Consider the following 13,407-nt stretch of genomic DNA (forward strand, 5'->3'; position numbering starts at 1 on the left):
GGATTACAAATCTAATTTTTCCCGCTCGACCTTTTCCTCATTGAGCGCCACCCGCTGGGTCAGAATCCGCAGTTTGCTGTCCAGCTGGCTCAGCCGGATGGACATGAAGAACTGCTTGGCCAGCAGCAGGAAAATGATGACGATGTAGACAAAGTTGATCGGGCTCTGGAATCCCAGCAGAAAAGCCGCCTCGTAGGCGATGCCGGGGAAGATGGCCAGAATCAGCAGGATGGCGCTGAACAGCAGCCAGAAGATGGTATCCTCAATCTGGACCTTGGCAAGACGCACGCGGCGCAGAATGTAAAAGGCGGTAATCAGGCTGCCCAGAACCAGGCAGACGCGGATGATAGGCTGATCGAGCATGGATTACAGGCTCCTTTCGGGGTAAGGGGTTTCGGTGTCCCGCTTGCGGAACCACTGGATCAGCAAGATCGAGATGGCCATCTTGACCATATACTCGGCGCTGCGCCAGATCGTCAGATAGCTCTGCCCGGCAACACGCTCCCCCATGGTGACCTGGACTTCCCGGACCACGGCCCCGTTCTTGATCAGATAGCTGATCGTGTCGGGTTCCGGCCCGTAGTTCAGATTCTGGGCAAACTCCTCCACCATCGCACGGTTGAACATCCGCATCCCCGAGGTGGGGTCGCAGATGGCGCGATGGGTGGTCAGACGGATGGCCCAGCTGATGATGTAGCTGCCCAGCATCCGCAGACTTTTGGGCTTCTTCACCGTCAGAAAGCGGCTGCCGATCACAATATCGGCGCCGTCCTCCAGTTCGGCCAGCATGGCCGGGATATACTCGGGCCGGTGCTGACCGTCGGCATCCAGCTGCATGGCGCAGTCATACCCGTTTTCCGCCGCATAGCGCAGCCCGGTCTGGAAGGCGCCCGCCAGACCCAGATTCACCGGCAGGTCAATCAGCCGGAATCCATGTTCCCGGCAAAGGGCGGCGGTCTTGTCCCGACTGCCGTCATTGACGACCACATAGTCATACTGCGGATATTTGTCAATCAGGTTCTGTACGACCCGGATAATGTTGGCTTCCTCGTTGTAGGCGGGAATCACAATGAGCAGTTTAGACATTGGCAACTCCTGACGGCTCCACTCAGCCGTTTTCCTTTATGATCTCCATTATTTTAGCAAATACCGCATCCCATGTAAAGTGTCCGCACAGGCGGCGGTAAGCGGCATCGGCGCACTGCTGTGCTCCCTGCGGGTCGTCCAGCAGCCGGCAGATCCCGGCCCGGAGCGTCTGTGCCGTCACATCCTTCGGCGCCCCGGGCAGCACCACGCCGTACTCCGGCCCGGGCAGCAGCTCCTCGGTGCCGGCTGTCGCAGTGCATACGATGGGACACCGGCAGGCCGCGGCTTCCAGCAGCGTCGTGGGAAATCCTTCGGCGTACCGGGTGGGCAGACAGTAGACGTCCGCCTGCCGCATCAGCCCGATCAGCTCCCGGTGGGGCAGGGCACCCAGCACCCGGACCCCCCGGGCACGCAGTGCTTCCTCCTCGGGCCCGGTCCCGGCCGCTGCCAGGACCACGCCGGGCAGCGAGGCCACGGCTTCGGCCAGCAGCCCGGCCCCTTTTTCGGGAATCAGACGCCCGGCAAAGAGCACCAGTTTCCGGGCTCCCAGCCGGGTATGCCAGTCCACGGCAGGCGCTGTGTCCGCCTCGGCGCGCAGCTCTTCGGGGTCCACGGCGTTGGGCAGCGTGCCGGCCGCCGTGATGCCGAAGGTGGTCAGCCAGCGGCAGACCGCCCGGGACACCCCATAAAAGGGAAACCCGCATTTCCGCACCAGACGGCAGGCCGTATGCTCATACAGACGCCCGGCCGCCCCGGTCACACCGCCGCCCATCGGCATATAGCCGGTGGAATGGTCAATCACCAGCCCTGGAATCCCGCGCCGCCGCGCGGCCCGGGCCGCCCAGACACTTTGCAGGTACATCCGGGTCTGAATCACACAGAAATCCGGGTGCTGATCCCAGATCGCCCGACTGAGCCGGACAAACCGGCGCCCGGGGCGGGGAACGGGAAACCGACCCTTCATGACGGGCCAGACCGGCAGACGGAAAATCTCGATGCCGTCGGCGTCCGTCTCCCGCTCCGGCAGACCGGGCAGCGCGCTGGTCACCACCAGTGCCCGGTGCCCGGCCGCGACGGCCCGCTTTGCCAGGTTCCAGGTATAGCGCTCCACACCGCCCATCGTGGGCAGGTACTGCGCCGAGAAAAAACAGATCGTCATAGGCAAACTCTCAGCCTCCGCAGCGCTCAGCGGGCAATGATGGCCAGCATGGCATTGACCAGCACGCCGGCATTGAGGACGCTCAGCGCGCAGACCAGTTCCATGGCGGCGTTTTCCCCGCTGACCGTCTTGAGCCGGCGGGGCAGGCAGGTCAGCAGCAGAAGCGGCAGGACCGGGAGCAGATACCGCCCCTGGAAGCCGTATACGGTTTCATAGTAGGTGGGGGTCCAGACGATGCAGCCGGCCAGCGCCAGCGCCCCGCAGCAGAGAACCGCCGCACCGCACCACAGACGGTACCGCCCCTGCGGCAGGCCGGGCGCCTCCACGTCCTGGGCCGGAATGGCGGCATAGAACAGCATCAGATACAGGGCAATGACCCAGATCCAGGACAGGTCCAGCGAATTGTAGCTCAGACTTCCGCCCACAAGGCCGCGGACCCAGTCATCGGCATCCTGCAGGACACTGCGCACCACCAGCAGGAAAGTCTGGGGCAGATGGGTCAGCACATAGCCCGGCGTGTAGCAGGTCTGGTCCTCGGCACTGGGGGTGCTCTGGCTGGCCCGGACAGCCCGGGCGGCCTCAATCTCTTCGATCAGGTCGTTGCGGTCCAGCGGATACCGGTCATCCTCGATGCCGGGATAGATCTGGCAGGCCGCCAGCAGCTCGGCACATTCCTCGCTCGCGTACATGGATTTGAAGAAATCCCGGCGGTCGCTCTTGGCCAGCCGTTCACGGCACCCTTCGGGGTCGGCCTCATAGAGGTCGCGGTCCAGATAGACCAGCGAGGTGGCCCGCATGAATTCCTCATCGGTCAGCGTGGGGTTCTCCACTTCCTCGGGACTGAAGAAGAAACTCTGTCCCAGCACGGCGGCGGTCACATCGCCCTCCTGGAGAGCCTGGACCCAGAATTCCAGTTCCTTCTGGGGAATCTCGGTCACACCGGCCGCACAGTAGTACAGACGGCGCACAAAATTGGATGCTGTGTTCTCATAGTATTCCGCCGGCATGTTGAAGAAATCAGCGCTCACCGGAACCGCCTCGGCCGTTTCCGGCTCGGACGCGGCAGCGGGGGCGGCATGGACCAAACGCGCAGCGACTGTCTGTGCCTCGGCGGGCGCGGTGTCCTGGGCGGCGGTCTCGCTGGCTGCGGCGGGTTCGGTGGCGGCGGTGGAACCGCCCAGCACCGAGCTGGTCAGCATCGCGCGGTTGACGCTCATGGCGAGCAGCAGACAGGCCAGCAGATAGGCCGCCTTTTTGCTGACGGCGCTGTGGCCCAGCCGGGAACCGGGAATCAGCAGGAAGAGTGCAGCCAGCGGCAGATAGACCAGCTTGGCCGGCGCCAGCAGCACACCGAAGACGGCCAGCGGCAGCCAGACCGAGACCGGCAGTACCTGCCCGTCCCGGCATCCGAAGATGGCCTGCAGACACAGGGCGGTAAAAGCAAAGCTCAGGCCCAGCAGCAGCGAATCCCGGCTGAAGCTGGCTGCCAGATGCAGTGTCATCGGCAGCAGGGCAACGGTCAGGAATACCCGTTTGCCGAAAGGTGCACGCTTGACGGCCAGCGCCGCGAGCAGTGCGAAGACCAGCAGATTGGCCGTTCGTCCCAGCATCAGCGTCGGCACAAAGCCCAGATGCAGCACAAATCCCACAAAGACGGCGGCCGCACTGACCAGATACAAAGTCGGATTGCGGTCGGTCTGCAGCTCTTCCAGCGCCACATGGCTGTCAAAACTGTCGGTGGTCACGGTGAAGAACTGGTCACTCAGTTCCTGCCAGCTGAACACCGTGGTGCGCTCCTGCTGCAGCAGCGGGTCAAAATCATGTTCCCGGCGATAGCTCATCGTCAGGGGCACATTGCCCATCCGCCAGTCCTCACTGCTGAACGTGTTTGCCCAGCGGCAGGCCAGCGTGAAGGACTGGTTGATGTGATATTTTTCGTCCGGCGCGGCATAGGGGGGCAGCACGACGCTGTACAGCATGCCGAAACACAGAACGAGCACAAAGACAAGGCGATGCAGCGCCATCTTTTTGCCGATGGCCGCCCAGACGGCAAAGAAAACCACCACGCAGGCAAGTCCGCCCACCGCCAGGAAGAAGCGCGAGAGGAACCCGCCGATCTGCCGGTAGGTGACCATCAGGGCCATTGTGCCGTCGAGGGTCTGACCGTTGACGGTATAGCTCTCATTCCACAGCACGGCGCCGTCGCTCTGGCCGATGCTCAGCCGCCCGTCGCCGGTGTAGCGGGGGGTCAGCGTCACACGGTAATGCCGTCCTTCCTGGCCGGCCACGGCCGCATCCAGCCCCATGCCGGTGTATTGTCCGGCCACAATGTTGGCCATGTCGCCGGTGGACCGGGCCAGAACCTCGCCGGTGTCGGCATCGGACAGGACCAGTTCCAGATCGCCGGCGGGCTGGCCGTTCTCGGTTCCGAACACGAACGCCATCGCCAGCAGATCGTTGTCGGTCTGGAAGGTCTGCTCGGCGCTCTGCCCGGGCTGGATGGCCTCACTCGTCAGCGTGTAGTCGTCGCTGATATACTCAGCCAGACTTTTGGAGGCGTTGGGCCGGACCGCCGCCACCCAGACCAGCACCACCGCGATCAGACAGACCGCGGCGGCGATCAGGGCCGGCAGCAGCGGGCGCTTTGCAAATTGCTGTGTCTTGGTCATAAGGACCCTCCCGGAGTCTCAGTTGGTATCACAGTACGGCACCGAACGCGGCAAGGGCGGCCTCCTTCAGCCGTCCGTCCCGGCGCAGAATCTCCTCCACGGCACCGCGCACGGCTCCCTCGCCGCCCTTCTGGGGGCAGATGTAATCCGCCCGGCTGCGCACAGCCTGCACCGCATCGGCAGGACAGGTCACAAATCCGCACAGCGCCATCGCGGCCAGATCGTTCAGGTCATCGCCGCAGTAAGCCACCTGGTCCCGGCTGAGTCCGTGTTCTGCCAGATACTGGCGCAGGAAAGCCGCCTTGTCGCGGACGCCCTGGAACACCTCAATGCCCAGGTCGGCGGCCCGGCGGTTCACCGCCTCGCAGCTGCGGCCGGTGCAGATCATCGCCCGGAGCCCGGCGGCATGGGCCATCACCAGCCCGGCCCCGTCCTTGATGGCAAATTTCTTCAGTTCGTTGCCGGTGGCATCGTAATAGACGCCGCCGTCCGTCATGGTACCGTCCACATCCAAAACCAGAAGTTCAATCATCGGTCGTTCCTCAGAGTTTCTCGTATTCGCTGGGGGTCAGGAATTCCACCGGCATGCCGCAGGCGCGGATGGCACCCGCCATGGCGGTGTTGTACGCCGCACCGCGTCCGGTGTGGGTGTGGAGCCGGTCGTCGGCGTAGGCGCGCTCGCCGGGACGGTATCCGTCCGCGCCGGCCAGCAGAACCTTGGCCGCGCCGCACAGACGCAGCAGGCGCAGCAGCATCAGCACGCTGTTGCCGCCCAGGGTGCTGTCCTGCGCGTCGGGGCCGGACAGCCGGTCATACCCGACAGCCAGGGCCCCGTCCGGCAGCGGACGGAGGTTGGAGGTCAGGATGGCCGGGCAGGGCAGGGAAGCGGTATCCAGCTTTTCAAACCGCTTGCTGTTGGTGAAAAAGACGTAATCCGGACGGCAGAACTCCGGGCAGAAGTTGGCCGAAACGGTGCAGTCGGCGTCAGCGGCTGCCGCAGCTGCCTGTCCCTCCTCGGTGCCGAGGCTCGCACCCGGTGCCAGGACCCGGACGGTCTTGCCGCCGAATGCGCGGCGCAGCTCCTCCAGTGCCGCATGGTCGTCAATGGCACGGTTCTGATAGTCCCGGTACAGCCGGTCGGCGTACTCGCGGTCAAACACTGTGGCCTTGGCACGGTCAATGCCGGCCAGAATGTGGTTGATGTCGCGGTTGGTCAGATCGCCCTTGCCCAGATAATGCTCGGCATAGTTGCGGTGCAGGTTGTACCGGGCGCTCAGGAAATAGGCCGGGGTGTAGCCCCAGGCGGTCTCCCCCTTGAGCGGTGCGATGTGATCCTGGATGGCGTCCATCAGCTCGTCAATGTCGTAATGGCAGCCCAGCGTCTCATTCATATAGTCGGCGACCAGCTCGATCGGCAGATTGCCCGGAATCCGGCCCATGCCCATCAGACTGGCATCCACCGTCGTGTCACGATTCAGATGCTTGTCCAGGAATTCCTGCGCCAGGCAGAAGCTCAGCGCCATGTTCTCATGCAGGTGCAGACCCACGCGGATTTCGGGGGCCAGGTTGTGATCGACCAGACTCACGATGCGTTCCAGGTCCCGGCGCCGCATGCTGCCGAAGGTGTCCACGATGGAGAACTGATACGGCTCAATGGCGTTGACCTGGTCAAAGATCCAGAGCAGGTCCTTGTCGGAATAGCCCATGATGTTGATCGGGTTGATGGAGAGCTTGTAGCCGCGGGCCTTGACCTCCCGTGCAAAATCCATGCCTTCCCGGATGTCGTAGTCGTGGGCGGTGATGCGGATCATCTCGATGCCGTGCCCTTCGTAGGCGCTCAGCTTGCGGATGTCGTAGTTGGAGCGCATGGCCATGCCGCTGTACATCGTGTGCCCGGTATGTTCGGGCAGCAGACGGTTCAGTTCTTCAATGGTGTTGCACACGGTGATGTTGGGATCATAGGCCTCGACATTGCGCAGAAATCCCACTTCGACAATATCGGTGCCGGCGCGGGTCAGCGTCGAGACAATATCCCGGGCCGTGGAATGGCCCCATTTCCAGTCGTTCACATAGCCGCCGTCACGCAGCGTGCAGTCCAGAAGCTTTACGTTTGCCATAGTACCTCCTGTTCGGGTTGTATCCCGGTTGGCCCCGTCGTCAGACGGCAGGGTTCTTCTTGCGCAGGACCTCACTGACCAGAGCAAGATCCTTGGGGGTGTCCACGCTGACCGTCTTGTAGGGACTCAGAATCGCGTGGACCTTGTGGCCGTTTTCCACAAAGCGCATCATGTCGTTTTCCTCGGCCTTTTCCAGCAGGGACTTGGGGGTCTCATGATAAAAGGCCAGGGCCTGACGGGAATACAGCTGGATTCCCGTCACCTTCTCATACTCAAAATCCAGGGTTCCTTTGGGGTAGGGGATGGGGCTGCGGGAGATCATCAGGATTTCCCGTGCGGCGTTGGTCACGACTTTCTGATTGGAAAAGTCGATCACATCCGCCGGATGTTCCATCCGGTTGGTCAGCACGGCGACATAGTACGGGTCGTCGGGCAGTTCCCCGGGCAGAATCAGGTCAAAGGCAGCCGCCTGGATCAGCGGTTCGTCGCCCATGATCTGCAGGTAGAGGTCCGCCTCTTTCCGGGTCGAAACCTCCCAGATCCGTCCGGTCGGGGTATCGTGGTCAGGGCTGGTCATGCAGTATTTCATGTCATACTGCTCGCAAGCCCGGGCGATCCGATCGTCGTCGGTGGCGATCAGCACATCATCCAGCCGGGCGCACCGTTTGGCTTCCTGATAGACCCACCAGATCATCGGCCGGCCCAGGATATCGGCCAGCGGTTTGCCGGGCATCCGGGTGCTGGCATAGCGTGCGGGAATCACACCTAAAATTTTCATGACTGTTTCACCAATTCCTTTGCCTCATCCAGGCTTACAAAGATTGTTTCCTCCGCCGCGGTAAAGCCGCGCAGCACCCAGCTCTGTACCGTCACAGCCCGCCGGAACTTGAACGGCAGGCAGAAATTCAGCACCTCACTGGGCATTGTGCGGGGCAGGATCACAGCGTCCGGAAACAGCGTATGGTAATCCGTGGTATCCCGCGGATGCGTCTTGATAAACAGCGGTTTGCCGCAATACCGGTCTGCCACGGCCCGGAAGATGGCGTCCTGCTCGGCCTGGTCCATCAGTCCGTCCTGCACAAAACTGCGGGGCAGCAGCAGACAGGCTCCCTCGGCGTGTTCGGGAAGCGGTTCGCTCAGAAAGACCGCCCGCACCACACCCTTTTCCTCCTCGGACAGATGGGCCAGCAGCTCCGCCTTGGAGAAGGTGACCAGCTTGTCCGGCGGAAAGATCGTGCACCGGCTGGCATCTTCGCTCTCAACGGTGCAGCAGCAGGGGCTGTCCCCCCAGTAGCGGTACCGCCCCGCGGGGGCGGCGCGCTGCCGGTCCAGCAGATGCTGGTCGGGGTCCAGCGTACCGCCCAGCGTGTCCTCGCACAGGGTGTAAACCCGGCGCTCCCGCTGCAGATAGCGGCCCAGGGCACTCCAGTCGTTGCTGATGTAGATCCGCACGCCCTGTCGCGGCAGGGAAAACACCGGTTTGCGGCCGGGATGCCGCAGCCGGTACAGCATGCTCTCGGCATTCTGGGCGTCCAGTGCGGTCTCGTCCACAATGCGGATGCTGTCCCACAGTCCGGGACAGGCGTCCAGCAGTTTCTGGCGCAGCGCGGCGGCCTCGGGGACCGTCTGGCTCAGCACCAGCGCCGAAGGGGCCGGGCGGCTGCGCAGCGCACGGATCAGCGCGATCAGAACATGATACAGCGTATGGCAGATATACAGATCCATTTATCCGTTCTCCAGCACTTTGACGGGCGGGAAGTGGATGCGTCCCCATCCGGCCGCCCATTCCGGCATCGAAAGGTCGCCGGAGGTCACTTCAAAGGCGAATTCGGTCACCGGCTTGTCCAGACAGGTCGCCCGGGCCAGTGCGCCGTCAAACACATCAATATAGAAGAAATACTGTCCCTCGCCCAAAAGACTCGGGTCAAATTCAAATTCGGTGGTGTACAGCCGTCCGGGCTCGGCGGCACCCAGGCTGACCGGATGGGTGATGCCCACCGGCGAGGAATCCCGGAAATGCAGGTTCAGCTTGAGATGCACCCCGGCAAAGGGTTCCGAGACCCGCCAGGTAATGCGGACGCGGACTTTCTCGGTGTCGGCAAAGACACTGGATTCCTTGCCCACAAAGTCCAGCGTCTCCAGACGCAGCCGTTTGCCGGCGCTGGAATTCATGCGGGAGACATCCACAAGATCATAGTGCACCACATTGACATCGGTGGTCTCCATATAGACGGCGATGGCCTTTTCCACATCCCCGTCGAAAATCACCCGGCCCTTGTCCAGCACGACACAGCGCGTGCAGAGCTGGCGGATGGTGCTCATGTTGTGGCTGACATACAGAACGGTGCGTCCGTCCTGATTGGCAATGTCGCCCATCTTGCCCAGACATTTCTGCTGGAACTTCATGTCGCCCACGGCGAGCACTTCGTCCATGACCATGATCTCGCTGTCCAGATGGGCCGCCACCGCAAACGCCAGCTTGACGAACATGCCGCTGGAATAACGCTTGACGGGGGTGTCGATAAAATCCGCACACTCGGAGAATTCAATGATCTGGTCGATCTTGGAATCCACCTCGGCGCGGGTCATGCCCAGAATGGCGCCGTTCATATAGATGTTTTCCCGGCCGGTCATCTCGTTGTTGAAACCGGTGCCCACCTCGAGCATCGAGGCCACCCGGCCGCGCAGCCGGATCTCGCCCTCGGTGGGGGCGGTGATGCGGGACAGGATCTTGAGCAGCGTGCTCTTGCCGGCGCCGTTGCGCCCGATGATGCCCAGTGCCTCGCCCTGGTAGACCGTCAGGTCAACGCCGTTGAGGGCCATGAAGGTCTTGCCGAACAGCCGGGCATCCGTGCCGATGACGGTGTTGGGGTCCTCCTTGCCGCGCACCCGGGCCCACCAGCTCTGCAGATCGTGGGTCAGCGTGCCGCCGCCGATCTGGCCGAGCTTGTACTGTTTCTTGAGTCCCGAAACCTGAATGACGGGAATGCGCCCGTCCGACGGATTCTGCATGGTTCGTGCGCCTCCTTACACCGTATCCATAAAGGTTTTCTCAATCCGGCTGAACAGCACCACGCCCAGCACCAGGGCGGCGGCCGTCACGATCAGACTGTACACGAGGTTGCCGACTTCCACGGTACCGGTACCCAGCGTTGCCATGCGGAACACCTCAATGGGGGCGGTCATGGGATTCAGACGCATCAGGGCCTGCAGCCGGGGCGATTCTTCCAGACTGGACAGGGGATAGACCACCGGGGAAATATACATCCACAGCTGGACGCCGAAGCTGACGGCGATGGCCAGGTCGCGGTATTTGGTGGTCAGCGCCGAGACGATGATGCCGACGCCGAGACCCAGCAGCATGACTTCCAGAATGACGAGCGGCAGCGCGGCCACCCAGGGCGTCAGCGAGATGGAGGCCCCGGTCAGCGCATAGTACAGCCAGAACACCGCGAACATCGCAAACTGGATGAAGAAGTTGATCAGACTCGTCAGCACCTGGCTGATCGGGGTGGTCAGACGCGGAAAATACACCTTGCCGAACACCTGGGAGTTTGCCACAAAGGTGTTGGCGGTGTTGTTGATGCAGGAGGCGAAGAAGGTCCATACCGTGTTGCCCGCCATGTAGAACAGGAAGGAGGGCGTGCCGTCGGTGGAAAGCCCCGCAATGCCGCCGAACACCACATTGAACAGGACGGTGGTGATCAGGGGATTCAGGATGATCCACAGCGGTCCCAGGATGGTCTGCTTGTACATGACGGTAAAGTTCCGCTTGACAAACATGACAATGAGGTCGCGGTAGCGCCACAGCTCTTCCAGATTGATGTCAAACCAGCCGGTGCGCGGCCGGATCACGGTTGTCCAGCCCTGGGGGGCGGCGCCGCGATTTTCATGTTGTTCTGCCATAAACAGCCCTTTCTGTTGTCATACGGTATAGTTATGCATTATTCAGTGCTATTCTACCATGTCTGGCGGTAAAATGCAATTCTCGCCGGGAACATTGGCGGCATCCATACCGACAGAAAAACGGTCCCCGTCCCCGCCTTTAGGGCGGAAAACAGGGACCGTCCGTTTTTTCACAGTGCGTCCCGGCGCATCCGGCCGAGCAGCAGATAATATCCCGCCCAGTCCAGCTTGCCGAACCAGGCACTGCCGGTTCGCTGCGATTCCGAGAGCATCCACAGCAGCCGCAGACTGTGCCAGCGGCAGGGCAGGTAGTAGGGGCTGTAACACCGCTCGCGACGCATCCGGTCCAGCAGCGCGGTCAGCCAGGGATGGCACAGCGCCCGGCGGGCCTTGTCGCGGCGCAGTCCACCGGCCTGCAGCGGATCGCGGCGCAGAATGTCCGCCACGCCTTCGGCATACACGCGCAGTTCGGCGCGGTGCAGCGGCAGCAGGTCGCTGTCCGGGCACCCGGCCTTGCCGCAGGCGTCATTGAGTCTGGCAAAGTGCTTGGGCCAGATCTCACAGTAATCCGCATGATACCGTGTCGAGAGGGTTCCCGTCCGGCTGCAGTCGTAAAAGGTCAGCGGACTCTCCAGCACGGTGTAATGAAAATCCGGGCATTTTTGCCCTAAAAGTGCCAGATAATCCAGTACAAACTGTAAATCTTCACCAAGGGTGTACGCTTCGTCAAAGCGCAGCTGTCTGGCCCAGTCCCAGCGGTAGAGCTTGTTCCAGGGCATCGCGATCAGACAGTCCAGATACAACCGTGCCAACGCCGGCTGCTGCGCCGTGTGGCAGGCTGCGGTCACGGCGGCGGTGTCCTTTTCGTCGGTGGTGTAATTCCAGACGATCAGGGCATCGGGATCGGCCTCCTGCGCAAGCAGGGCGGTCTGCAACGCCTGCGGCCGCAGGGCATCGTCGCTGTCCAAGAACACCACATACCGGCCGAAGGCGGCGTCCAGGCCGGCGTTGCGCGCACTGGATACGCCGCTTTCCCGGCGGTGCAGCACCGTCACGCGGGCATCCCGGCGGGCATACTCGTCACAGATGGCGCCGCTGTTGTCGGGGCTGTTGTCGTCAACCAGGATCAGCCGCAGCCCGCCCTGGACGGTCTGGGTCAGCACGCTCTCCACACAGCGCGGCAACGTGGCAGCGGCATTGTAAACCGGTACGATCACGCAGACGGCGGGCTGCTCCATAGGTTGCCTCCAAAATCATTGACGATGCGGACAAACTCCCGGTAGAACCGGGCCGTCGAAAACTTCTGTGCCGTCCGGACCCCCGCTTCTCCCATCTGGAAACAGAGCTCGGGGTGTTCAAAGAGCATCCGGATGGCCCAGCTCAGCTGACCGGACACATCACCCTCGCGGTCCACCAGCACGGCCTGGCTACCTTCCAGATATTCCGGCATGCCGCCGCTGCGGGTGGCCAGTACCGGACGGCCGCAGGCCATGGCCTCGACGGCTACCAGACCGGCGGCTTCCTCCACCAGGGTTGGCACGCAGACCAGATCGGCCAGACGATAGTATTCCGGCATGGATTCGTTGGGAACGTAGCCGGTAAAGTGAACGCGGTCTCCCAGTGCCTGCGCCTGCAATTCCAGCTTGCGCAGGAAGGGACTCTGCTGGGTGCGGCCGAAGAACGGGCTGCCCACAATGAGCAGCTTGATGCGGGGATCACTCACCGACTCCATGGCCTCCAGCAGTTTGTGGATGCCCTTGTCGGGTTCCAGCCGTCCGCAGAAGAGCACCACAAAATCCTCCTTGGAAAATCCCAGGGAGGTGCGCAGCGTCCGGTCGGCGGGACCCGGTACAAAGTGGGAAGTGTCCACACAGTTGTGCAGGATATAGGCGTGCTTGCGGTCCAGGGCGCTGGTCCGCAGATACTCGTCGCGGATGAACTCGCTCAGCGCCAGAATACCGCCGTAAATCTGATCCATCTCATGCCCGCAGCTGGTCAGCCCGTGCAGGTGTGCCAGACACCGGCGCCGCCCGAACATCTTGCTGATGGCACTGCACTGGGTCAGTGTGCCGCCCTCCGCCACAATCAGGTCGGGCGGGGGCAGTTCCAGTGCGAGAGAAAGCTGTACTTTCTGATACCAGGGATCATACGGGGCCGCAACGCCCAGACAGCGTTCAAGAAACACCAGCGGCCAGTAGCGGCGCACGCCCCGGGGCTTGGCCACATAGAGCATCTTGGTGTGCCGGAAATCCTGAGCCAGTTCCTCGGCCTGGGGGTCGGGAATACTCGCACACAGCAGGTCCAGTTTGCCTTCGCGCTCATTTTCCCGGATCAGATGGGAGACCAGCGTTTCCACCGCACCGCCCTGGACGGCAGGCACCGGAAGTTCCGGCGGCGGGATCAGCAGGACCCGCGGCAGACGCGGCGTATTGGAGGAGAGCAGCGGCAAGGCGGACACCCTTTCTTTTCT

Annotated in this window: 12 protein-coding genes; all 12 read right to left on the reverse strand. The window is 62.5% G+C overall.

Going from position 1 to position 13,407, the window contains the following annotated elements; all coding sequences use genetic code 11:
• Positions 1–3 precede the first annotated feature (3 nt).
• Positions 4–363: a DUF2304 domain-containing protein gene (locus tag U0L91_RS01955; RefSeq protein WP_330044428.1), complete on the reverse strand. Its 360-nt coding sequence runs from the start codon at positions 361–363 to the stop codon at positions 4–6.
• A 3-nt stretch (positions 364–366) separates the two neighbouring features.
• Positions 367–1,086 carry a glycosyltransferase family 2 protein gene (locus U0L91_RS01960; protein ID WP_330044430.1) on the reverse strand — a complete coding sequence of 240 codons (720 nt, stop codon included), beginning with the start codon at positions 1,084–1,086 and terminating at the stop codon, positions 367–369.
• Between the two features lie 22 nt (positions 1,087–1,108).
• Positions 1,109–2,245, reverse strand: coding sequence for a glycosyltransferase family 4 protein (locus U0L91_RS01965; protein ID WP_330044432.1), 1,137 nt, complete (start codon positions 2,243–2,245; stop codon positions 1,109–1,111).
• A 26-nt stretch (positions 2,246–2,271) separates the two neighbouring features.
• Entirely contained in the window at positions 2,272–4,914 is a 2,643-nt protein-coding gene (locus U0L91_RS01970) for a DUF2142 domain-containing protein (protein ID WP_330044434.1), read from the reverse strand.
• A gap of 28 nt (positions 4,915–4,942) precedes the next feature.
• Positions 4,943–5,446, reverse strand: a complete 504-nt coding sequence (locus U0L91_RS01975) for a KdsC family phosphatase (protein WP_330044435.1) — start codon at positions 5,444–5,446, stop codon at positions 4,943–4,945.
• A 10-nt stretch (positions 5,447–5,456) separates the two neighbouring features.
• Positions 5,457–7,031, reverse strand: a complete 1,575-nt coding sequence (locus U0L91_RS01980; RefSeq protein WP_330044437.1) for an aldolase catalytic domain-containing protein — start codon at positions 7,029–7,031, stop codon at positions 5,457–5,459.
• Positions 7,032–7,071: 40 nt separating this feature from the next.
• Positions 7,072–7,809, reverse strand: coding sequence for a 3-deoxy-manno-octulosonate cytidylyltransferase (locus U0L91_RS01985; RefSeq protein WP_330044440.1), 738 nt, complete (start codon positions 7,807–7,809; stop codon positions 7,072–7,074).
• The gene (locus U0L91_RS01990) at positions 7,806–8,756 is read right to left on the reverse strand and encodes a polysialyltransferase family glycosyltransferase (RefSeq protein ID WP_330044442.1); all 951 of its coding nucleotides are present in this window, start codon (positions 8,754–8,756) and stop codon (positions 7,806–7,808) included. The genes U0L91_RS01985 and U0L91_RS01990 overlap by 4 nt, the downstream gene beginning before the upstream one ends.
• Complete coding sequence (locus tag U0L91_RS01995) at positions 8,757–10,043, reverse strand: ABC transporter ATP-binding protein (RefSeq protein WP_330044444.1); 1,287 nt, start codon at positions 10,041–10,043, stop codon at positions 8,757–8,759.
• 15 nt (positions 10,044–10,058) lie between these two features.
• Entirely contained in the window at positions 10,059–10,937 is an 879-nt protein-coding gene (locus U0L91_RS02000) for an ABC transporter permease (protein WP_330044446.1), read from the reverse strand.
• A gap of 170 nt (positions 10,938–11,107) precedes the next feature.
• On the reverse strand, positions 11,108–12,175 hold the full coding sequence (locus tag U0L91_RS02005) for a glycosyltransferase family 2 protein (protein ID WP_330044447.1): 1,068 nt from the start codon (positions 12,173–12,175) through the stop codon (positions 11,108–11,110).
• Positions 12,151–13,395, reverse strand: coding sequence for a glycosyltransferase family 4 protein (locus U0L91_RS02010; protein WP_330044449.1), 1,245 nt, complete (start codon positions 13,393–13,395; stop codon positions 12,151–12,153). The genes U0L91_RS02005 and U0L91_RS02010 overlap by 25 nt, the downstream gene beginning before the upstream one ends.
• Between the last annotated feature and the right edge of the window lie 12 nt (positions 13,396–13,407).

The sequence above is a fragment of the Gemmiger sp. genome, from assembly GCF_036306485.1.
Taxonomy (GTDB): Bacteria; Bacillota; Clostridia; order Oscillospirales; family Ruminococcaceae; genus Gemmiger.